This window comes from Nonomuraea sp. NPDC001684, from assembly GCF_053596515.1.
Genome location: NZ_JBSFGJ010000128.1, coordinates 1 through 21,972, shown reverse-complemented (window position 1 = coordinate 21,972; position 21,972 = coordinate 1). Strand labels below are relative to the sequence as shown.

Annotated in this window: 15 protein-coding genes and 1 pseudogene; 7 read left to right on the top strand and 9 right to left on the bottom strand. The window is 72.9% G+C overall.

All coding sequences use genetic code 11. The features are described from left to right. Positions 1 to 49: 49 nt before the first annotated feature. Together ACWCSD_RS23045 and ACWCSD_RS23040 are read right to left on the bottom strand one after the other, a co-directional pair. Positions 50 to 1,471: a phytoene desaturase family protein gene (locus ACWCSD_RS23045; protein ID WP_397162302.1), complete on the bottom strand. Its 1,422-nt coding sequence runs from the start codon at positions 1,469 to 1,471 to the stop codon at positions 50 to 52. A 58-nt stretch (positions 1,472 to 1,529) separates the two neighbouring features. Continuing rightward, positions 1,530 to 2,171 (bottom strand): DUF305 domain-containing protein, encoded by a 642-nt coding sequence (locus ACWCSD_RS23040; protein ID WP_449917695.1) that lies wholly within the window; start codon positions 2,169 to 2,171, stop codon positions 1,530 to 1,532. A 120-nt stretch (positions 2,172 to 2,291) separates the two neighbouring features. Between ACWCSD_RS23040 and ACWCSD_RS23035 the strand changes: the two are divergent. After that, positions 2,292 to 2,873: pseudogene (locus tag ACWCSD_RS23035) on the top strand (DUF3105 domain-containing protein); the annotation flags it as partial. A 187-nt stretch (positions 2,874 to 3,060) separates the two neighbouring features. On the opposite strand, the gene ACWCSD_RS23030 reads toward ACWCSD_RS23035, so the two are convergent. Both ACWCSD_RS23030 and ald read right to left on the bottom strand, forming a co-directional pair. Further along, the gene (locus ACWCSD_RS23030) at positions 3,061 to 3,555 is read right to left on the bottom strand and encodes an EF-hand domain-containing protein (RefSeq protein ID WP_387665967.1); all 495 of its coding nucleotides are present in this window, start codon (positions 3,553 to 3,555) and stop codon (positions 3,061 to 3,063) included. Between the two features lie 105 nt (positions 3,556 to 3,660). Then, the gene (gene ald / locus ACWCSD_RS23025; protein WP_364332030.1) at positions 3,661 to 4,776 is read right to left on the bottom strand and encodes an alanine dehydrogenase; all 1,116 of its coding nucleotides are present in this window, start codon (positions 4,774 to 4,776) and stop codon (positions 3,661 to 3,663) included. 166 nt (positions 4,777 to 4,942) lie between these two features. On the opposite strand from ald, the gene ACWCSD_RS23020 reads away from it, so the two are divergent. After that, on the top strand, positions 4,943 to 5,905 hold the full coding sequence (locus tag ACWCSD_RS23020; protein ID WP_397162300.1) for an excalibur calcium-binding domain-containing protein: 963 nt from the start codon (positions 4,943 to 4,945) through the stop codon (positions 5,903 to 5,905). Here ACWCSD_RS23020 and ACWCSD_RS23015 read toward each other — a convergent pair. Genes ACWCSD_RS23015 through ACWCSD_RS23005 form a run of 3 tightly spaced genes read right to left on the bottom strand, consistent with a single transcriptional unit; the run spans position 5,902 to position 9,772 of the window. Beyond that, positions 5,902 to 7,281: an NCS2 family permease gene (locus tag ACWCSD_RS23015; RefSeq protein WP_397162299.1), complete on the bottom strand. Its 1,380-nt coding sequence runs from the start codon at positions 7,279 to 7,281 to the stop codon at positions 5,902 to 5,904. The genes ACWCSD_RS23020 and ACWCSD_RS23015 overlap by 4 nt on opposite strands. Positions 7,282 to 7,341: 60 nt before the next feature. After that, entirely contained in the window at positions 7,342 to 7,575 is a 234-nt protein-coding gene (locus ACWCSD_RS23010; RefSeq protein ID WP_352323877.1) for an EF-hand domain-containing protein, read from the bottom strand. After that, entirely contained in the window at positions 7,559 to 9,772 is a 2,214-nt protein-coding gene (locus ACWCSD_RS23005) for a xanthine dehydrogenase family protein molybdopterin-binding subunit (RefSeq protein ID WP_358294276.1), read from the bottom strand. The genes ACWCSD_RS23010 and ACWCSD_RS23005 overlap by 17 nt, the downstream gene beginning before the upstream one ends. Positions 9,773 to 9,867: 95 nt before the next feature. Between ACWCSD_RS23005 and ACWCSD_RS23000 the strand changes: the two genes are divergently transcribed. Beyond that, on the top strand, positions 9,868 to 11,436 hold the full coding sequence (locus ACWCSD_RS23000; protein ID WP_449917690.1) for a PucR family transcriptional regulator: 1,569 nt from the start codon (positions 9,868 to 9,870) through the stop codon (positions 11,434 to 11,436). A gap of 2 nt (positions 11,437 to 11,438) precedes the next feature. Here the strand turns inward: ACWCSD_RS23000 and ACWCSD_RS22995 are convergent, their stop codons facing one another. Continuing rightward, positions 11,439 to 14,258, bottom strand: coding sequence for a BTAD domain-containing putative transcriptional regulator (locus ACWCSD_RS22995; protein ID WP_449917687.1), 2,820 nt, complete (start codon positions 14,256 to 14,258; stop codon positions 11,439 to 11,441). A 13-nt stretch (positions 14,259 to 14,271) separates the two neighbouring features. Further along, positions 14,272 to 17,091 carry a BTAD domain-containing putative transcriptional regulator gene (locus tag ACWCSD_RS22990; protein ID WP_449917685.1) on the bottom strand — a complete coding sequence of 940 codons (2,820 nt, stop codon included), beginning with the start codon at positions 17,089 to 17,091 and terminating at the stop codon, positions 14,272 to 14,274. 449 nt (positions 17,092 to 17,540) lie between these two features. Here ACWCSD_RS22990 and ACWCSD_RS22985 point away from each other — a divergent pair, with 449 nt between their 5' ends. The 4 genes from ACWCSD_RS22985 to ACWCSD_RS22970 form a co-directional block, all read left to right on the top strand. Beyond that, positions 17,541 to 18,824: a tetratricopeptide repeat protein gene (locus ACWCSD_RS22985; RefSeq protein WP_397162295.1), complete on the top strand. Its 1,284-nt coding sequence runs from the start codon at positions 17,541 to 17,543 to the stop codon at positions 18,822 to 18,824. 44 nt (positions 18,825 to 18,868) lie between these two features. After that, entirely contained in the window at positions 18,869 to 19,450 is a 582-nt protein-coding gene (locus ACWCSD_RS22980; RefSeq protein ID WP_358294267.1) for a copper resistance CopC family protein, read from the top strand. Next, positions 19,447 to 21,423, top strand: coding sequence for a cytochrome c oxidase assembly protein (locus ACWCSD_RS22975; protein WP_397162294.1), 1,977 nt, complete (start codon positions 19,447 to 19,449; stop codon positions 21,421 to 21,423). Before ACWCSD_RS22980 ends, ACWCSD_RS22975 begins: the two co-directional genes overlap by 4 nt. Before the next feature lie 206 nt (positions 21,424 to 21,629). Continuing rightward, the coding region (locus tag ACWCSD_RS22970) for a sensor histidine kinase (protein ID WP_449917681.1) at positions 21,630 to 21,972 on the top strand (343 nt) is incomplete at its 3' end.

Genomic DNA, 21,972 nt, shown 5'->3' with positions numbered 1-21,972 from the left:
GACGCGTTCGCGGCGGCGGTCGCCGAGGAGATGCGAGCCTGACCGGCGGTCAGGAGGCGTGCCGCTCCGCCTGCGTGGCCAGGCGGGCGGCCTGCCAGCCGCCCATCCCGTGCACGCCGGGCCCCGGCGGCGTCGAGGACGAGCAGAGGAACACCCCCGGCAGCGGGGTGCGCCACGGCGCGGCCGACCAGACCGGCCGCCGCACGAGCTGGACCAGGTCGTTCAGCCCGCCGCCGATGTCGCCGCCGACCAGGTTGGGGTTGCCCGCCTCCAGGGCGGCGGGGCCGGTGGCGTGCCTGGCCAGCACCCGGTCGCGGAAGCCGGGCGCGTACCGCTCGATCTGGGCCTCGACGGCGTCCGTCATGTCCGCCGCCGAGCCGTTGGGGACGTGGCAGTAGGCCCACAGCGTGTGCCCGCCCCTGGTCGGATCGGCCGCGTACGGCTGCACGACCAGCACGTACGGGCGGGGCGAGTGCCGTCCGGCGGCGACCTCCGCCTCGGCGAGCGCGATCTCCTCCAGCGTCCCGCCCAGGTGCACGGTCCCGGCCCGCGCGACCTCCGGGTCACGCCAGGGCACCGGGCCGTCGAGCGCCCAGTCCAGCTTGAAGACGCCGGGCCCGTACCGGTAGCGGCGCAGGCCGCGGCGGTAACCGGCGGGCAGGTCGGCCATCGCGAGGAACTGCCGGGGCGTCACGTCGAGCACCACCGTCCGGGCGTCGAGCTCGTCGAGCCGCTCGACCCGGTGGCCGGTCACCGCCTCGCCGCCCAGCGACCGCAGCTCGGCCACCAGGGCGTCGGCCAGCACCTGCGAGCCGCCGCGCACGACCGGCCAGCCCACCAGGTGGGCCAGCGCCCCGAGCACCAGCCCGTAACCGGCGCTGACCGGGGAGCGCAGGTCGAGCATGGAGTGCGCGGCCAGCCCGGCCAGCAGCGCCCGCCCCTCGACGGTGCGCAGCGCCCCGCGGCCGAACGTCGTGGCCGGCAGCGCGGCCGCGGCCCCGAACCCGGCCGCCCGCGCGAACGTGCGCGGCCCGGCCCGCCACGGCCCGAGCGGACTGAGCAGCACCTCCATGAGCGGGAATCCGGCCCGCGCCGCCGCCCCCGCGGTCGCCTGCCAGACCCGGCCGTCCCTGCCGAGCCCTTCGGCCGTACGGGCCGCGTCGCGGTGCAGCAGCACGGCCGGACGGTCGTCGAGCGGATGGGCCGCGGCCACCGGCGGATGGGCGAACTCGACCCCCTTGAGGCCGAGCGCCCGCATCGCCGGCGAGGCCAGCGCCATCGCCATCACGGTGGCGCCCAGGTCGTGCACCCGGCCGGGCAGCGTCAGCTCGCCGGAGCGCAGCCCGCCGCCGAACCGGTCGGCCGCCTCCAGCAGCAGCACCTCGCGCCCGGCGCGGGCCAGCATGACCGCGGCGATCAGCCCATTGGGGCCCGACCCCACGACGACCGTCTCAGCCCTTGCCGTGACCATGGCGCCCGCCCTTCCGCGCTCCGGGGCTCCAGCCTCTCACGCCGCCCCGCGCGGGGGTTCAGGAGGCCAGGATCGACGGGTACGGCTGCGCGCCCCGCTGCTTGAGCAGGTCGGTCATCAGCTTGATCTCACCGCTCTGCCCCTGGACGATCTTCTGGGCCATGCCGGCCACCTCGTCCCGCTTGGACAGCTTGAGCAGCCCCTCGGCCATCTCCACGCCGCCCTCGTGGTGGCGGATCATGAGCTGCAGGAACAGCACCTCGGCCTGGACGCCCTGCAGCTCCTTGAGCTTGGCCAGCTCCTGCGGCGAGGCCATGCCGGGCATCGCGCCCGCGGCCGTGCCCGCGGTCGCGGGCGCGGCGCCGTGGCCGTGGCCCGCCATCCAGGCCATCGGGCGCTGGTCGGTCGCCTGGTCGAGGCCCCACTGCTGCAACCAGCCCTGGAACATGCCGCGCTGGTTGGACTGCGTGGTGATGATGTCGAAGGCGAGGTTCCTGATCTCCTTGGCCGGGCCCTTGTCCCGGATGACGAACGCCATCTCCACGGCCTGCGCGTGATGCGTGGCCATGTCGCGGGCGAACCCGGCTTCGGGCGAGGAGTCCCCGGGCGTGGAGTCGCGGCCGAACAGCAGGAACGCCGCGGCGAGGAGCACCAGCACGGCGCAGACGATCAGAACGGGTTTTCTGGCGGGCTTTTCCATGGCCAGTCCAGCGTACCCATCCCCGCGCAAGCTGTGATCCGACGCTTATGCGCCTCTTATTCTCCGCATACGCCGGTAGGGCATAGGGTGACCGAAGTCAGGTACGCCGATGGAGGGACGATGACGAAGGAGAAGGCGCAGGCGCGGCGCGAGCATCTGCAGAAGATGCGGGCCGAGCAGCAGCGCAAACAACGCCGCGCCGCACTGCTCATGTGGGGGACGGGCGGTCTCATCGTCGTGCTCCTCGTCGGCGTGGTCGGCATCTACCTGGTCAACCAGGCGCGCGCGACCTCGCTCGACGCGGTGACCAACTACAAGTACGAGGCCGGCCAGCACGTCGCCAAGACGGTCACCTACAAGGAGACCCCGCCCGTCGGCGGCGAGCACAACAACTACTGGCAGCAGTGCGCGGTCTACGACAAGCCGATCCACAACGAGCACGCGGTGCACTCGCTGGAGCACGGCGCGGTCTGGATCACCTACCGCCCCGACCTGCCCAAGGCGCAGCTCGACGCGCTGAAGGACGTGGCCACCTCCACCGGCCAGCAGGACTACATGCTGGTCAGCCCCTACCCGGGCCTGCCGGCGCCGATCGTCGCCTCGACGTGGGGCCACCAGCTCAAGCTCCAGGACCCGTCCGACCCCAAGCTCCCGGCCTTCATCAAGAAGTACCAGAACGGCCGTGACACCCCCGAGCCGGGCGCCATCTGCGGCGGCCAGGACGCCATCACCACCACGTCCGACCAGGCCCCGCTGCCGCCCGCGCCGACGGGCAACACCCCGATGGAGACGCTGGCGCCCTCGCCCAGCCAGTCCAATTACCCCCCCTCCGCCACCCGGCGCGGGCCCGGCCCCGGCCGGCCCCTCGACGTGTGTCCGGGGGCTCGCGCTAGAGCTCGCCGACGAGCAGGCCGCGGCGCAGGCGGGCGTACTCCTCGAAGGAGATGCGGCCGTCGCCGTCGGCGTCGGCGCGCTGGAAGGCGGCCGAGAGCCCGTCGTCGCGGTTCCACAGCGTGCGGAACTCCGCGGCGGTGAGCTCGCCGTCGCCGTCGTGGTCGGCGAGGTCGAAGGTGGCGCGGAACATGGGGTTCAGCACGCCGTCGAGCGCGCCCGTGCGCACCAGCGCCTGGAAGGACTCGACGTACTCCTCCCTGCTGATCCGGCCGTCGTGGTCGGCGTCGAGGGCGTGCACGTGGACGTCCCAGGTGTCGAGGAACGCCGCCACGACCTTCTCGCCCTCGGGGCTGTCCGGCCGCGCGCCGGCCCGCCGGATGCGGTGGCGGGCCAGCGCGAGGTAGTCGTCCTTGGTCAGGAAGCCGTCGCCGTCGGTGTCGAGGTCGTCGAAGTTGCGTTCCGCGCTGCCGCGCAGGAGCACCGGATCCATCCAAGCCTCCGTCGTCACGGATCGTCATGGTCTCGTGACTCACCGTAACGCGCGGATCCGTGACGGCCAAGGCCCGGTCCCGTTCCACGCGACCGGGCCCGCGGCTCAGGTCAGCGCCTCCTCCAGCGGTGACCACTCCAGGCCGTGCGCCTCGGCCACCGGGCGGCTGGTCAGGCGTCCCTCGTGGGTGCTCACGCCGGCGGCCAGGGCGGCGTCCGTGCGGACCGCCTCGCGCCACCCCTTGCCCGCGACGGCCAGCGCGTACGGCAACGTCACGTTGGTCAGCGCGAACGTCGAGGTGTGCGGCACCGCGCCCGGCATGTTGGCCACGCAGTAGAAGACCGACTCGTGCACCCGGTACGTCGGCTCGGCGTGCGTGGTCGGCCGCGAGCCCTCGAAGCAGCCGCCCTGGTCGATCGAGATGTCCACCAGCACCGAGCCCGGCTTCATCCGGCTCACCAGGTCGTCGGTGACCAGCATGGGCGCCTTGGCCCCCGGCACCAGCACCGCGCCGATGACCAGGTCGGCCTCCAGCACGGCCTTCTCGATCTCCAGGGTGTTCGACGCGACCGTCTGGCAGTGGCCCTGGTAGATCATGTCCGCCTGGCGCAGCTTGTCGATGTTGCGGTCGAGGAGCAGCACCTCGGCCTGCATGCCGAGCGCGATGGCGGCGGCGTTCATGCCGGACACCCCGGCGCCGATCACCACGACGTTCGCCGCCCGCACGCCGGACACGCCGCCCATGAGCACGCCCCTGCCGCCCTGCGAGCGCATCAGGTGGTACGCGCCGACCTGCGGCGCCAGCCGTCCGGCCACCTCCGACATCGGGGCGAGCAGGGGCAGCGAGCCGTCCCTGTTCTGCACGGTCTCGTAGGCGATGGACGTGACGCCCGAGTCGAGCAGGGCCCTGGTCAGCGGGCCCGAGGCGGCCAGGTGGAGATAGGTGAACAGGATCTGGCCCTTGCGCATCCGGTGGTACTCCTCGGCCACCGGCTCCTTCACCTTCATGATCAGGTCGCACGTGGCCCACACCTCGTCGGCGTGCGGCGCGATGACGGCGCCCGCCGCGGCGTAGTCCTCGTCCGGGATGGCCGAGCCGAGGCCCGCCTGCCGCTCGACGTGGACCTGGTGCCCGTGGCGTACCAGTTCGTGGACGCCCGCGGGGGTGAGTGCGACGCGGTATTCGCTGTTCTTGACCTCGCGGGGAACTCCGACCTTCATGGGGTCATCCCTCGTTCGCGTGGAAAGTTGCCGACAACCTGCGTTCTCATTTCCATTTTTCCTCCGATCTCACGGATAGGTGAGGATTTTTCGGCTGATTACCCCGCTGCTGCCCGTCCTCGATAAGCTCACCGGCAGCCCGAACGTCAGGATGGGGTCGTCAACGATGGACAGACCGGTAGAGGCGCCTCCCGCGGAGCCGGAAGAGCCGGAGGAGCCGAAGGCCAGCCGCCTCACCACCATCGTGCTGACCGTCTCGCTGGTGCTCGTCGTCGTCGTGGCGGGCGTGCTCGGCACGGTCGCCGTCCTGATGACCAAGAGCCCCGACAGCCCGCTCCTCGGCGGCGCGCCGCCGCAGCGCCTGGCCATCCCCATCCACTTCGCGCCGGTCAAGGAGACCAAGACCGCGCCCTGTCCGGGCGACCCGGCCGTGCTCGACGAGCAGCAGACCACCTGTTACCTCCTGGAGGACGGCGTCACGGTCGGCGCCGTGCAGCGGATCGAGGCCGTCCGCGGCACCGACAACTCCTACTCGGTGCGCATCGCGGTCGCGCCCGTCTTCAAGGACCGGCTGGTGCGGCTCATCGACGAGCTCCAGCCCACGCAGCGGCAGGTCGCGATCGTGCTGGCGCCCGAAGGCGAGCAGACGCCGAAGACGGTCCTGGCCGCGCCGGTCGTCACCCAGAGCATGGACGGCGACAGCCTGAGCATCGCGGGCTTCACCAAGGAGGAGGCCGACGCGCTGGTGGTCCGGATGCTCGGCACGCCGCCGTCCCAGCCGTCGCAGCCCGCGCAGCCGCAGTCGTCCCAGCCGGGCACCGACCAGCAGCCCCAGCAGCCGACGGACCAGCAGCAGCCCACGAACCAGCAACCCACGAACCAGCAGCAGCCGAACCAGCAGCCGAACCAGCAGCCGCAGCAGCCCACGGACACCGGCCAGGGCACCGCGACCACCGGCACGACCGCCCCCGCGGGCGTCGCCCGCGTCCCCGACAAGCGGTACGCGAGCTGCAAGGAGGCCCAGGCCGCCGGCGACGGCCCCTACACGCGCGGACGGCATGAGGAGTACTCCTGGTATCCCGACCTCGACCACAACGGCGTGGCCTGCAACAGCGCTGACATCCGCTAACCGAACAGGGCCCGGAGGGCGTCGATGCCGAAGTAGGCCAGGAAGACCAGCGAGACGGCCCACAACAGCCACGGGATCTCCGCGAACTTCCCCCGGGCCGCCTTGATCAGCGTGTACGAGATCACCCCTGCCCCCACCCCGTTCGTGATCGAGTACGTGAACGGCATCAGCGCGATCGTCAGGAACGCCGGCACGGCCAGCTCGATGTCGGTCCAGGGCACGTTCTTGGACTGCGTCATCATCAGCGCCCCGACCAGCACCAGCGCGGGCGCCGCCGCGGCCGCCGGCACCACCGCGGCGATCGGCGTGAACAGCAGCGTCAGCCCGAGCAGCGCCCCGGTCACGACGCTGGCCAGACCGGTGCGCGCGCCCTCGCCCACACCGGCGGCCGACTCGACGAACACGGTGTTGGCCGAGGCGCTGACCGAGCCGCCGATCATGCCCGCGACGCCGTCGACGGTCAGGATGCGGCCCAGCCGCGGCACCCGCCCGACCTGGTCCACGAGCCCGGCCTCGTCGCTGACGCCGATGATCGTGCCCATCGCGTCGAAGAAGCCCGACAGCACCAGCGTGAACAGCACCACGGTCGCGGTCAGCGCGCCCGCCCTGGCGAACCCGCCGAACAGGTCGAACTGCCACACCAGCCCGAAACTCGGCGCCGCGACCAGGGACTCGGGCATGTGCGGCACGACCACCCCCCACTCCTTGGCGGGGACCGGCACCAGCGCGTTGACCACGACGGCCAGGACCGCGGTGACCGCGATGCTGATGAGGATGGCGGCCGGGGTCCTGCGCACGTACAGGACGATCATCAGCAGCAGGCCGAAGCAGAACAGCGTGACCGGCCAGCCGGTGAGATGGCCGGTCGCGCCGAGCTGCACGGGGGTGCCGGTGCCCCGGGCGACGAAACCCGCGTCGACCAGGCCGATCAAAGCGATGAACAGGCCGATCCCGACGCTGATCGCGTGCTTGAGCGCCAGCGGGATCGCGTTCATGATCAGGGTGCGCAGGCCGGTGACCGCCAGGACGATGATGACCGCGCCCTCCAGCACGACCAGGCCCATCGCCTGCGGCCAGGTCATGTGCGGCGCGGCCTGGTAGGCGACCACCGCGTTCAGCCCGAGCCCGGCGGCCAGCGCGAACGGCGCGTTGCCGACGAACGCCATGAGCAGGGTGGACAGCGCGGCCGCCAGCGCGGTCGAGGTGGTCAGCTCGGCGATGGACAGCCGGGCGCCGGTGACGTCCTTCGCGCCGGCCAGGATGATCGGGTTGAGCAGGATGATGTAGGCCATCGCCATGAAAGTGGTCAGGCCGCCGCGGACCTCGCGTCCGACGGTCGTCCCCCGCCCGGTCAGCTCGAAGAGTCTGTCGAGCACCACACGTCCCCCTCGTCATGGCGAGGGGAGTGCGGGTCACCTACCCGGCGGGGGACATGATCACGCCTTCTCGTGCCGCCCGTGGCCGACCAGGCCGACGAACTCCTCCAGGCCGATCCGGCCGTCGCCGTCGGTGTCGGCGGCGTTGATGAACGCCTCGATCTCCTCCTCGGAGGCGCCGTGGACCCCCAGCGCCTCGTTGGCCTGCCTGATCTCGGCCGCGGTCAGCAGACCGTCGCCGTCGGTGTCGAAGCGACTGAACTCCGCCTCGGCGGCTTCACGACCGCTTGCCATCGGATACCTCCCCGTGATTGGACAAGGCGATATCTTCCGGCCTGATCGGAACGCGAGTCAACCGGAGCCCGGTCGCGGCGCGCACGGCGGCGGCGACGGCGGGGGTGGAGGAGAGCGTGGGCGGCTCGCCGGCGCCGCGGAGGCCGTACGGCGCGGACGGGTCCGGATTTTCCAGGATTTTCAGCTGCATGGGCGGCATGTCGAGCATGGTGGGGATCAGGTAGTCGGTGAACGACGGGTTCAGCACGCGGCCGTCGCGCACCTGGATCTCCTCCATGAGCGCCAGCCCGAGGCCCTGGGCCGTGCCGCCGTGGATCTGGCCCTCCAGCGCCTGCGGGTTCATGATCTTGCCCACGTCCTGCACCGCGGCCAGCTCCACCACCTTGACCAGCCCCAGCTCGACGTCCACGTCCACCACCGCGCGGTGCACGCACAGCGCGAGCTGCGTGTGCGAGTCGCCCTGCCCGGTCACCGGGTCCATCGGCTTCGTGGGCCGGTGCCGGTACTCGCGGGTCTCCTCGATCGGCCCGAACCTGGCCAGCGCCTCCCGCGGCGGCAGCCCCTCGAACCGCTCGCGCACCGCCTCGCAGGCGGCCTTGACCGCGCCGCCCGTCACGTAGGACTGCCGCGAGGCCGACGACGAGCCCGCCGAGCCCACGGCGGTGTCGGCGGTCGCCACGGTCACGTCCTCGATGCCCAGCTCGGTCCGTGCGATCTGGGCCTGGACCGTGACCAGGCCCTGGCCCACCTCGGCGGCGGCGGTGTGCACGGTGACCCGCGGCTCGCCGCCGACCAGCTCGGCCCGCACCCGGGCCGTGGAGTAGTCGTCGAAGCCCTCGGAGAAGCAGATGTTCTTGATGCCGACGCCGTAGCCGATCCCGCGCCGCACCGACTCGCCGTGCGTGGTCTGCGAGACGCCGCCCGGCAGCGCGCGCAGGTCCGCCCCCGTCCGCGGGGCGGGCAGCGGCATGGCCTCCAGCTCGCGCAACATGCCGGCCAGCGGCGCGGGGGAGTCGATCACCTGGCCGGTCGCCAGCGCCGAGCCCTGGGAGACGGCGTTGCGCGCCCGGATCTCGACCGGCGACAGGCCGCACGCCTCGGCCAGCCGGTCCATCTGCGACTCGTAGGCGTAACACGCCTGCACCGCGCCGAACCCACGCATCGCCCCGCACGGCGGGTTGTTGGTGTAGACGCCCGCGGCGTCGATCCACACGTTCGGCACCTCGTACGGCCCGGCCCCCAGCGAGGCGGCGTTGCCGACCACGGCGGGGGAGGAGGAGCAGTACGCGCCGCCGTCCAGCAGGATGTCGGCCTTGACGTAGACCAGCCTGCCGTCGCGGGTCGCGCCGTGCTCGTAGCGCATCAGGGCCGGATGGCGGTGCACGTGGCCGAAGAACGACTCCTCGCGGCCGTAGACGATCTTGACAGGGCGGTTCAGGCGCAGGGCCAGCATGCACGCGTGCACCTGCATCGACAGGTCCTCCCGGGCGCCGAACGCGCCGCCGACACCCGACAGCGTCAGCCGGACCTTCTCCGGCGGCAGGCCCAGGCAGGGGGCGAGCTGGTCGCGGTCCACGTGCAGCCATTGGGTGGCGATGTACAGATCCACGCCGCCGTCCTCGGCCGGGACCGCGAGACCCGACTCCGGGCCGAGGAACGCCTGGTCCTGCATGCCGACCTCGTACTCGCCGGTGACGACGACCTCCGCCTCGAACGTGTCGCCCTTGCGCACCGGCTGGCGCCTGACGTACTCGCGCGACTCGCGCGGATCGGTCACCGCCGGGCGCGGCTCGTAGTCGACCACGATGGCCCGCGCCGCCCTGCGCGCGGTCTCCGGATGGTCGGCGGCCACCAGCGCCACCGGCTCGCCCTGGTGGCGGACCTGGTCGATGGCCAGCACGGGCTGGTCCTTGTGGTCGAGCCCGTAGAACTTCTCGCCGGGCACGTCCTCGTGCGTCAGGACGGCCAGCACGCCCGGCATGCGCAGCGCCGGGCCCACGTCGATCGACCGGATCCAGGCCGACGGGTGCGGGCTGCGCAGCGTCACGCCCCACACCATGCCGTCGAGCCACAGGTCGGAGGCGTAGGCGAACTCGCCGGTCACCTTCAGCGTCGCGTCCGGCCGCCGCGCGCTCGTGCCGACCCCCTCGGCCCCGCCGACGCCTTCGGACCTGGTGGAGTGGACCGTCTCCGTCATCCTCCGAGTAGAGCACCGGCCCGGCCCGGCCTCCTATGCCCGTGACGTGAAATCCCGGTCATCGCTTGACAGAGCGGGCTTGTATATTCCTCCAAGTGCGCATCAGTGACCTGCTGGCGATCGACGAGCTGGGTCTCAGGCTGCTGGCCGGCGACCCGGAGCGCGAGTTCGGCACGGTCCACATCACCGACCTGCCCGAGCCGGGGCGCTACCTGTCCGGCGGCGAGCTGGTCCTGACCGGCCTGATGTGGCGCGACACCGCCGCCGACTCCGCCCGTTTCGTCACCGCCCTGGTCGAGGGCGGGGTGGCCGCGCTCGGCGCGGGCGCGGCCCGGCTCGGGCACGTGCCCGCCGACCTGGTCTCGGCCTGCCGCCAGGCCGGGCTGCCGCTGGTCGAGGTGCCGGTCGAGGTCTCCTTCCGCACGCTGGCCGAGCTGGTCGCGCCCCGGCTGTCCGGCGACGTGCGCGACGCGCTCGGGCGTCACCGCAGGCTCGTGGCGGCCCTGGCCGAGGGCGCCGACCTGCGCGGGCTGTTCGAGCTGACCGCCGCCGAGCTGGGCGTCACGGGCGCCGTCCTGTCCGCGTCCGGTGAGGTGGTCGTCGGTACGGCCGCCGATCCGGCGGGGCTGGCCAGGGCGTACCTGACCGCGCCCCGGCTGCCCGCGCTGGCCGGCGGCGCGACGCTCTTCGCCGTCGGACGCGGCCACCGGGCGGCCGGCTGGGTCCTGGCCTGCGACGGCGACCTGCTCGGCCGCGCCGACCTCGGCTACGAGCTGGCCGCCTGCGTGGCACTCGAACGCGGCCGCCTGGAGGAGGGCCGCCGGGTCGAGCGCCGCCTGGCCGGGCAGCTCGTGGCGGCCGCCCTGGCCGACTCCGACGCGGCCGAGCTCAACGCCCGGCTGCGCACGTGCGGCATCGACGCGGACGAACCGTACGCCGTGGTCAGCGCCACCGCCCCGCGCTCCGGTGCCACCGCCCCACGCTCCGGCGCCCCCGCCGCCCCCGCCGTCCTCGGCGGCCGGATCCTGGAGGAACTGCTCGCCCGCGAGGTCGTCGCCGCGCCCGTCCCGGCCGAACCACCTCAGGGAAGCGGTGGCACGGCCGTCGACGGTGGCGGTCGCAGCGGCGGCGGTGGGGCGGTGGCGGTGGTCGCGTTGCGGGGGAGGAGCGTCGGGGAGCTGGCCGCGCGGTTGCGGGCCGGGGCGGCCGTGCTGGCCGCGCTGCCCGGCACCCGCCTGAGCGTCGGCGTGAGCGGCGCGCTGACCGGCGCCGCCGCGCTCAAGGGCGGCGTGGAGGAGGCCGGGCACGCCAGGCGGCTGGCCGAGGCCCGCGACGGCGGCGTGGTCACCAGCGACGAGATCTACACCCACGCGCTGCTGCTGGCCACCGTGCCGGGCGACGTGCGCCGCTCCTTCTCCGACCGGCTGCTGTCCCCGCTGCTCGCCTACGACCGCCGCCACCAGTCGGGCCTCGTGCGCACGCTCGACGTCTTCCTCGACTGCTCAGGCTCGTGGAACGCCTGCGCCGAACGGCTCCACGTGCACGTCAACACGGTCCGGTACCGCATCCGCAGGATCGAGGAGCTGACCGGCAGGAACCTGTCGGCGATGTCCGACCGCGTCGACTTCTTCCTCGCCCTCCGCGACACCACCCCGCCGCGCTGACCTCACGCCTCCCGCTCCGCCGCCCCCATCGCCGCCCGCACGGCCGTCAGCTCGGCGTCGGCCCGCCGCTCCCACAGGGCGTTGCCCCCGGACTCCGCGTTGGCCACCGCCTCGGTCGCGTGGGACAGCGCCTCGTCCAGCCGGCCGAGCATTCTGCAGGCCCTCGACATGGTGATGAGACACTCGACCATGAACCGGTACCCGGTTCTGCCGAGCAGCTTCATCCCCTCGCTCATGTGCTCCAGGGAGAGCTCGGGATCGCCCAGGTCGAGCAGGACCTGCGAGAGCACGACGTGCGCGTGTCCCTCATGCGTCGTGTCACCGCTCTGGCGGGCCGCGGCCAGGGCCCGCTCCAGAGGGTCCCGCGCCTGCGCGTGGTGCCCCATGCCCTGGTGGGCCGTGCCGAGCATCAAGCAGGCGAAGCGGACGCCGACTTCGGAGCCGATCTGCCTGGCGACCGCGAGCTGCTGTTCGGCGTGGGGCAGCGCCTCTTCGTAGAGCTGTCTGGCGACGTAGGCGTTCGACAGGTTTCCCAGCACGCGCATCTGCCCGAAGCCGTCGCCGAGTCGCCTCGCGATGGCCAGCTCGGCCTCCAGGTGGGGGATCCCCTCCTCGGGACGTCCGGTCAGGCGCAGCCCGTTGGCGATGTGGCCGTGGGCGATCTGCGCGCCGGCGTCGTCGCCCAGCCGTTCGCACACCCGCAGTGCCATGGTGTTGAGCGTCAGCATGTCGTGCCCCTCGTGCGACCGCTGCTGATGCCACAACATCGCGAACGCGAGCCGCACGCCGAGTTCGGCGATCCCGTCGTCCGGGGAGGAGAGGGCCTGGACGGCCACCGCGTTCAGGACGTGCTCCTCCGCCCGCAGCCAGGCGAGCGCCTCCTCGGGCGTGGCGAACGCCCGGGACGTCGCTTCGTCCACCGGGCGCCCGAGCTGGACGCGGTGGGGGTCGATGACGACGTTCGCCTGCCGGGCGGAGGCCGCGAAGTACCCGAGCACCCGCAGGAGCGGCTTTTCCGGATCGCGTACGGGCAGGTCGCCGGCGAACAGCCGGACGAGGTCGTGCAGCTGATGACGACCGTCCCCGGTACGTTCGATCAGGTTCGCCTCCGCCAGCCGGTCCAGGGCGCGCCGTGCCTCGTCCGGTGTTCTGTCCAGCAGCACCGCCGCCACGTCCGCGGTCAGGTCCGGCACGTGCAGCCGTCCGAGGAGAGGCAGGGCACCGGCCGCCAGCCGGTCCACGGGACGGCTGCCGCCGGTGAGCCCGTCGTAGCTGGCGGCCAGGCTGGACCGTACGGCCAGGTCTCCCGCGGCCAGCTCGTGCAGCCGTCTGCGCTGGTCCGCCAGCCGGCTGCCGAGGGTGCCCACGCTCCACTCCGGATGATCGGCCAGGCGGGCGCCCGCGATGCGCAGGGCGAGCGGGAGGCCGTCGCACAGCCGGACCAGCGTCGAGGTCCCGGCCGGGTCGGCGCCCACCCGTCCGTCGCCGGCCAGCTTGGACAACATCGTCGTCGCCTCCGCCTCCGACAGCCGTCCCAGCCGGAGCTGGACGCAGTCGTCGCCGACGTTGAGCGACTCCCTGCTGGTCACGAGCACGCTGACACCGAGCGGCGTGGACAGGAACGGCCGGATCTGGTCCAGCCCGGAGGCGTCGTCCAGGACCACGAGCAGGTTCCTGCCGTGCAACCTGCTGCGCCACATGGCCGCCGCCTCGTCCAGCTCGGCCGGGACGTCCTCGCGAGGCGTCCCGATCCCGCGCAGGAGCCGGCCCGCGAGCCCATGGGCGGACAGACACGGCACGTTGGGGGTGCTTCCGCGCAGGCTCACGTAGAGCTGGCCGTCGGGGAAGCGGTCCCGCACGGCGTGCGCGACCCGTACGGCGAGGGCCGACTTGCCCACGCCGGGCGGTCCGGAGATCACGACGAGCGGATGCGGCGGGAGGTCGTCACGGGGAGCCAGCAGCGCTGTCAGCCGGACGGTCTCCTGCGCCCGGCCCACGAAGCCGATGAGCTCGCGCGGCAACTGGCGGGGAACCGTCTCGGCGGCGACGCGGACGGACGCCCGATCGCCCGCCAGCACGACCCGATGAGCCTCGCGCAGCCCCTGACCGGGGTCGATGCCCAGCTCCTCGGCCAGGCTCACCCGGACGTCCTCGTACGCCCTGAGCGCCTCCGCCTGGCGGCCCGACCGGCCCAGGGCGAGGATGAGCAGCTCGTGCAGACGCTCGCGCAGGGGATGGCGGGCGGCCAGTTCCCGCAGCGTGGCGATGGCTTCGCCGGCGCGGCCCTGATGCAGGAGGAGCTCGGAGCGGCCCTCGAAGGCGACCAGGCGCCGTTCGTCCAGCACGGCGCGTTCGGTCTCGGCGAAGGGGCCCGTCACCCCGCTCAGCGCCACGCCCCGCCAGAGGCCGAGCCCCTCGTCGAACAGGCGTAACGCCTCTTCCTGAGCACCCGTGCCCCGCGCGCGCAGTGCCGCGTTCACCAGCTCGGAGAAGGCGAAGGCGTCCACCTTGTGCGGTTCGACGAGCAGTTGGTAGCCGCCCGCCTTGCTGATCAGCAGCTTCGACCGCTCACCTGGCCTGCGGCCCGGCTCCAGGGTGCGCCTCAGCCCCGCGACGTAGGTATAGACGCTCTGCCCGGCACTGGCCGGGGGCTTCTCCCCCCACAGCCCCTCCACCAGCTGATCCATGGTCACGACCCGGCCCGGCGGGGAGACCAGCATGACCAGGACGGCCTGCTGGCGGGCGGGCCCCAGGTCGAACGCCACCCCGTCGCGGGCGCCGGTCACCGGGCCGAGAAGGCCGATGCTCAGACTGTCGCTCATCCCCGCACCTCGCTCATGCGCCCCGGGCACCCGTGGCCTGCCGTGCCTCTCGTACGGCCTCCTGCTCGCTCCTGGCCTCCTGCTGCCATTCCGAGGCCAGCCTGTCGGTCACGGCCGCGGTCAGGGCCGCGGTGACACAACCGGTGGCGCTGTCCAGCTCGCCCAGAGCCCGGTAGGTGCGTGACAGTCCGAGGAGGCACCGCAGCCGCGACACCCGGTTGCCGGCGGGCTCGATCAGCTTCAGGGCGAGCAGGAAGTTCGGCAGGGCCTGGTCCGGCATGCCCAGGTCGAGGTGGACCTCGCCGAGCACCCCTCGAAGGTGGGCCTGGTGGGTGGTGTCGCCGACCTCCTCGGCGTCGGCCAGGGCCAGGCAGAGGATCTCGCGGGCCTGTTCCAGCCGGCCGCATCTGTGGTGGGCCTCCCCGAGGATGAGCCTCGCGTAGCGGACGCCCACCCGCGCGCCGATCGGCCCCGCGACGGCAAGCTGCTGCTCCGCCAGGACGATCGCCTGCTCGAAGTCCTCATCGTGGTAGTGCACGTTGGCGAGGTTGCCCAGCGCGCGCTGCTCGGAGAAGGCGTCGCCCAGCCGCCTGGCGATCGCCAGCTCGATCCGCAGGTGCTCGACGGCCTCGTCCCTCCTGCCCTTCATCCTCAGGGCCGTGGCCAGCTCGCCGTGCGCGTGCATCGCGATCTCCACGTCGCCGAGCCGTTCGCAGACCCGCAGCACCATCAGGCCGAGCTCCACCAGGTCCGTCGTACGGTAGGCGCGCTGCAGGGGCCAATGCAGGGCGAAGGCGAGCGCCAGGCCCAGCGCGGCGATGTCGTCGTCGTCGTCGGTGAGCGCCTGGCGGGCCGCGGCCAGCAGCACGGCCTCCTCCTCCAGCAGCCAGGCCGTCGCCTCCTCCCGCGTGCCGACCTGGTGCGTGACGGCTTCGGCGACCGGGCCACGCTGGACGCGGTGCGGGTCCATGACCTGGCTGGCCAGCCGGGCGGAGGCCGCGTAGTACGCGAGCGCGCGCAGCACCGGCTTCTTGGGGTCAGCAGGACGCAGCTCGCCCGCGAACAGGCGGACGAGGTCGTGGAGCTGGTAGTGGCCCGGCCGGGGGCGGTCGAGCAGGTGCGCGTCGGTCAGCCGTTCCAGGGCCAGGTCGGCGTCGGCGGGGTCGGCGTCGAGCAGGGCCGCGGCGGCCTCGGCGGTGATCTCGGGCACGTGCAGGAGGCCCAGCAGGGACAGCGCGCGGGCGGCCAGCCGGTCGAGGGGGCGGGGGCTGCGTTCGAGCGCGGTGAAGCTGGCCGCCAGACCGGCGCGGACGGCCAGGTCGCCGGCCACGAGCTCGTGCAGCCGCCGGCGTTCGTCGCCCAGCCGGCCGGCCATCGTGGCGACGCTCCAGTCGGGGCGGCTGGCCAGGCGGGCCCCCGCGATGCGCAGCGCCAGGGGCAGGCCCTCGCAGAGCCGGACGAGCTCGGCGGTGTCGCCCGCCCCGGCCCGCACGCGCTCCTCCCCGGCCAGCCCGGCCAGCATCGCGGCCGACTCCGCGGGGGACATCCGGCCGAGTTCGAGCTGGTAGGAATCCTCGCCCCAGGTCATGCTCTCGCGGCTGGTCACCAGCAGCGCGGTGCCGAAGGGGGTGGACAGCAGCGGGCGGATCTGCGCCAGGTCGGCGGCGTCGTCCAGCAGGACGAGGACCCGGCGGCCGTGCAGGAGGCTGCGCCACGTCGCCGCCGCCTCGTCCAGGTCGGCGGGTACGGCGTCGGCCGCCACCCCTAGCCCCCGCAGGAACCGGCCGAGCACGTCGAGCCCGGTCAGCGCGGGCAGCTCCGGCGTCGCGCCGCGGCAGTTGACGAACAGCTGGCCGTCGGGAAAGCGGTCCTGGACCAGGTGGGCGGCCTGAGCGGCCAGCGCGGACTTCCCGACGCCCGGCGGCCCGGAGACGATCACCAGCGGCGTCGGCGGACGCCCGCCGCCGGGGGCCAGCCGCCGCTCCAGCTCGTCCAGCTCACGCGAGCGGCCCACGAACCCGGCCAGGTGGCGCGGGAGCTGGTGCGGCACCCCGTCGCCCCGCCACGGCCCGGGCTCCCCGCGCAGAACCAGCTGGTGACACTTGCGTAACCCCTCGCCCGGTGTGAGGCCCAGCTCCTCCAGGAGCAGGACCCGGCCCTCCTCGTAGACCTTCAGCGCCTCGGCCTGACGGCCCGAGCGGTAGAGGGCCAGCATGAGCAGCTCGCGGGTGCGCTCGCGCAACGGATGGCGGACGGTCAGGTCGCGCAGGTCGTCGGTGATCTCGTGGTGGCGGCCCAGGTGTAACAGGCTCTCGTGCCGCTGTTCCAGCGCGGCCAGGCGTAACAGCTCCAGACGGGAGCGTTCCCGTTCGGCGAACGGGCCGGTCAGGCCGCTCAGCGCGGTGCCGCGCCACATCGCCAGGGCCTCGTCCAGGAGCTGTACGGCGCGGCGGTCGTCACCCTCGCGGCGGCACGTGCGGGCCTCGTCCAGGCGTTCGGCGAAGCACAGGGAGTCGACCTGTACGGGCCCGACGTTGAGGGCGTATCCCGCGCCGGTGCCCGACAACAGCCGCGACGGGGCGCGCCGCCCGCGGTCGGGCTCGAAGGCGCGGCGCAGGCCGGCGACGTAGGTGTAGACGCTCTGCTCGGCGTTGCGCGGCGGCTCGTCGCCCCAGATCCCCTCGACGAGCCGGCTCATCGGGACGGGCCGCGCGGCGGCCGAGGCGAGGACGGCCAGGGTGGCCCGCTGCCGGGCCGGACCGAGATCGACGGGCCGCGATCCGCGTTCGGCGTGAACGGTTCCGAGAAGGCGGATGTAGATGTCGTCGCTCACGCGTCCTCCCCGTTCACAGCCCCGGCGTCCCCCTTGCCAGGGCAGCGTATTCAGAATCCCGTGGCGGTACGGCGATCACGCGACTGTAGATCAAATGTAGAAGGGTTCGGGTACGCTCGGCCCCGGTGGTGAGAAGAGGGGGCACATCCGCGGACCGGGCCTCATCGTCCCCTGCTGCTGGAGAGCGCTCGTCCATGGGATCGGTGCGGTTCGGAGCACAGCCACGCGCCGTACCCCCTCTTGCTGCGAGCCTCAGCAGCAGTGCTGGTCTTCCTGGAAGGAAGAGAGGGCAGACGTCGCGGCGTTCGCGGCCGTAACATTGCCTCCTATAGTCACCAAGGCGACAATCGCGGTGACTAGCGCGGACAGGGCAATACGCATGCGCATGGGGGGTTCTCCCTCGCCTGTGTGGGGTTGCTCGGACTTCATCATCTCAGGGAGCAACGACTGTGACCACATCTGACCTGGTCGGACTCCGCATCAAGACCGTTCGGCGACAGCGTGGCCTGTCACAGGCACAGCTGGCGCATCCAGAGTTGTCGGACAGCTATGTCTCCTTGATCGAGAGTGGCAAGCGTACCCCTACCCCCGCCGTCCTGGAGCTGCTGGCCCAGAAACTCGACTGCTCGCTGTCCTATCTGATCAACGGCGTGACCGCCGAGCAGATGGAGGACATCGAGCTGGCGCTCGGCTACGCGCGTCTCGCGCTCGAGAACGGTGAGGTCGCCGAGGCCCGGACGCGCTACACCGAGCTGCTGGCGAACAACAATCTGACAGGCTTGACAGCTTTGCGTCAAGAGACCGAATTCGGACTCGCCTTCGCCGCCCAGGCCAGCGGAGACTTCGACGGCGCGATCGCGATCCTGCTCAGGCTGTCGGAGGAGGAGCTGCCTCCCGACCGCCGCGTCGAGATCGCCTCCAACCTGTGCCGGGCCTACCGCGAGAGCGAGCGGCTCACCGAGGCGGTGGAGGTCGGCGAGCAGATGCTGAGCAGCACCACGCGACCCGCGTGGAACGATCTGCTCGTGGAGCTCGGCGCCGGCCTGCTCGCGGCGTACATGGAGCGCGGCGACCTGCTGCGCGCCCGGCAGTTCGCGGCCGAGCTGCTGAACGCCGCCGACGCCCTCGGCACGCCGCGCTCGATCGTGGCCGCCAACTGGATGGCCTCCAACACGGCCTCCGCCACCGGGCACGCGGAGGAGGCGCTGTCCTTCGCCGAACGCGCCATGGCCGTGCAGCTGGAGACCGGCCAGCCGGGCAGCATCGCCAGGATGCGGCTCGCGCACGCCCGCAAGCGCCTGCTGGCCCGCCCCCAGGAGGCCGCGGCCGTACGAGACGTGCTGCGTGGCGCGATCGCCGAGTTCGAGCAGACCGCCACCAGCACCGTCGAGCGGGCGCGGCTCCTGGTGGAGCTGGCCCGTGCCGAGTGCATGACCGGTGACCTCGACGAATCCGTGGAGCATGCCGACAGGGGCAGAGGGCTGGTGCCCAACACCGCCTCCGCCCTCAGGGCCGAGGCGGAACTGCTGCTCGCCAGGGTCTACGGCTCGGTCGGCCGCATGGACCAGGCCGAGCGGCAGCTGTCGTCCGTACGCGACTCGCTCTCGCCGTTGCCCGACTCCCGCCGGTCGGCCGCCACCTGGTACGCCACCGCCGAGACGATGGAGCAGCTGGGCGACTCCGACGGCGCCGTGGACGCCTACCAGCGGGCTCTCGCCTGCGCGGGGCTGTAGCGAGGTCAGGACCGGGCGGTGGCGTCGGTAGCCTTGGGGGTGCCATGAAGAGTTCCCCGCTCGCGGCACTCACCGCGATTCTCGCCGCCCTGTTCGTGCTCGGCACCGCCACCCCGGCGCTGGCCCACGACTCACTCAAGAGCAGCGACCCGGCCAAGGGCGCCGAGGTCGAGGCCCTCGACGAGGTCAGGCTGGAGTTCACCGCCAAGGTGCGCATGCCGTTCGTCATCGTCCGGGGCGCGGACGAGGCCGTCTTCCAGGAGGGCAAGCCCGAGGTCGACGGCGCGGTGGTGCGGCAGGCGGTCAAGGGGCCGCTGCCGGGCGGGAAGTACACCCTCGCCTACCGGGTCGTCTCCTCCGACGGCCATCCCATCGAGGGCGAGATCCCCTTCACGGTCAAGGCGGCTCCGGCGGCCTCGCCGAGCGCGTCGGCCACCGACGCGGCGTCGGCCGCGCCCTCCACCGCCGCCCCCGCTCCCTCCTCCGCCGCTCCGGTCGCTCCCGCGGCCGACCAGGCGGCGGCCACGCCGAAGGGCGGCTTCCCGACCTGGCTGGTCATCGTGATCGGCGCGCTGGTCGGCATCGGCATCGGGTTCCTGTTCAGCGCGCGGAAGAAGAAGCCATGAGCAGAACGGCGCGGCTCGCGCTCGCGGGCGCGGTGGCGGCGGTCGCCGCCCTGGTGATCGGCATGATCGCCGGCGGCCGGGCCTTCCCCAGGATCATCCCCGGGCTGCCCGACGCCGGGGCGGTGGTCAGGTGGGGCCTGCCGGTGTCCAAGCTGCTGATGGACGTCACCGGCGTGCTCACCGTCGGCCTGCTGCTCACGGCCGCCCTGCTGCTGCCCAACGACAAGGGCATGCTCGGCAAGCCGGGCCTGCTCTACGTCAGGGCCTCGTCCTGGACGGCGCTCGGCTGGGCCGCCTCGGCGTTCCTGGCCATCGTGTTCACCACGGCCGACTCCTGGGGCCGTACGGTCCCGCAGATCCTCAACCGGGAATACCTGACCAGCACCGCCACCCAGACCACCCAGGGCGTGGCGCTCACGCTGGTGGTGCTGTTCGGGGTGGCCATCGCGCTGTTCTCGCGCGGCGCGATCACCGCCGGGTCCGCGGCCGGCCTGCTGGTGTTCGCGCTGGTGACGATGTTGCCGCCGCCGCTGACCGGCCACACCTCCTCCTCGCCCAACCACGACCTGGCCACCTCGGCGGTCTCGCTGCACCTGCTCGCGCTGGCCCTGTGGGTGGGCGGCCTGGTCGTGCTGGCCGCGCACGCGATGCGCGGGCAGCCGCAGCTCACCGTGGCCGCCGCCCGGTTCTCCGCGCTGGCGCTGTGGTGCTTCGTCGCGGTCGGCCTGTCCGGCGTGTTCAGCCTGGTCGCCCGGCTCGGCGCGCTGTCCGACCTGTGGACCACCCAGTACGGCCTGCTGGCCCTGGCCAAGATCGTCGCCTTCGTGCTGCTCGGCTACGTCGGCTACTGGCACCGGCAGCGCACGCTCGTCGACCTGGAGGCGGGCCGGCCCAGGGCGTTCACCCGGCTGGCCGGCGGCGAGACGCTGCTCATGCTGGCCACCGTCGGGCTGGCCGTCGCGCTGTCGCGCACGCCGCCCCCCGAGTTCAGCGTGCCCGCCGACCGGGCCTTCGAGCTGCTCGGCTTCCCCGTCCCGCCGGAGATCACGATCGCGAACGTGTTCTCGCTGTGGTGGTTCGACCTGTTCTTCGCCGCGGTGGCCGCCGTGCTCGCCGGGCTCTACGGCGCCGGCGTCTACCGGCTGATGCGGCGCGGCGACTCCTGGCCGTGGGGGCGCACCGCCGCCTGGTTCATCGGCATCGCGCTGCTGGTGTTCGCCACCCAGAGCGGCCTGGCCCGCTACGCCAAGGTCCTGTTCGACGTGCACATGATCGAGCACATGACGCTGTCCATGATCGTGCCGATCTTCCTGGTCCTGGGCGGCCCGGTCACGCTGGCGCTGCGTGCGCTCAAGCCGGCGGCCAGGCGGGGCGACAGGGGCCCCCGGGAGTGGATCACCACGATCCTGCACAGCCGGGCGGTCAAGGTCATGTCCCATCCGGTCGTGGCGACGGCCATCTTCGTCGCCTCCACCTACGCCCTCTACTTCACGCCGCTGTTCGAGTCGGCCATGCAGGAGCACCTGGGGCACATCTGGATGACCCTGCACTTCCTGCTCAGCGGCTCGCTGTTCTTCTGGGTGATCATCGGCGTCGACCCGGGCCCGAGCCGGCTGCCGTACGTCGGCCGGCTGCTGATGCTCTTCGTCACCATGCCCTTCCACGCCTTCTTCGGCATCGCGCTGATGATGACCGGCTCGGTGATCGCCGCCGGCTGGTACGAGCCGCTCGGCCGTACGTGGGGCGACAACCTGCTGCAGACCCAGCAGGACGGCGGGGCCATCGCGTGGGGCTTCGGCGAGATCCCGACGCTGCTCGTGCTGCTGGCCATCGCGGCCCAGTGGTACCGCGACGACGAACGGCAGGCCCGGCGCGCCGACCGCAAGGCCGACCGGGGCGGCGCACGCGACACCGAACTCGACACCTACAACGACTATCTCGCCCGTCTCAACCGCGCTGACAAGGGCGAGTAGCGGTTCGGCCATGGCACCCTATCCTCGGCTCACAGGTCTCAGGACCGCCGGGTAGCCTGTCTCACAGGGGAGAAGGGCATAACCTCATCAGCTAGCGTGCGCAGACCTTGAGGGGGGATTGCGCGACGCGTGCGGGGCGCCGGAGTGGGGACCGGCGCGGGCCCGGGGTGCCGAGGAAGGCGAGACCATTGGCGGAAGAGACACGCATGCGCGGGGGGCAGAGCCTGGCCGAGGCGCTCGAAGGCCTCCTGGCGCAATGGTCGGAGCGGACGGGGATCACCGTCGAGACCTGGGCGCTGCCCGGCACCGACGTGCCCTCGCGGGTGTCCGGCGGCGTCATGGAGACGATGCGCGAGGCGCTGTCCAACGTCGAGCGCCACAGCCGGGCCCGTACGGTCGCGGTGGCGGTGACCACGGGCCCGAGCGGCCTGCGCCTGACGGTCAGCGACGACGGCCAGGGCTTCGCCGAGGGCGGCGCGGGGCGCGGGATCGCCCGGATGCGGGCCGCGTTCGCCGAGCTCGGCGGCACCCTGTCGGTCAACGGCGTGC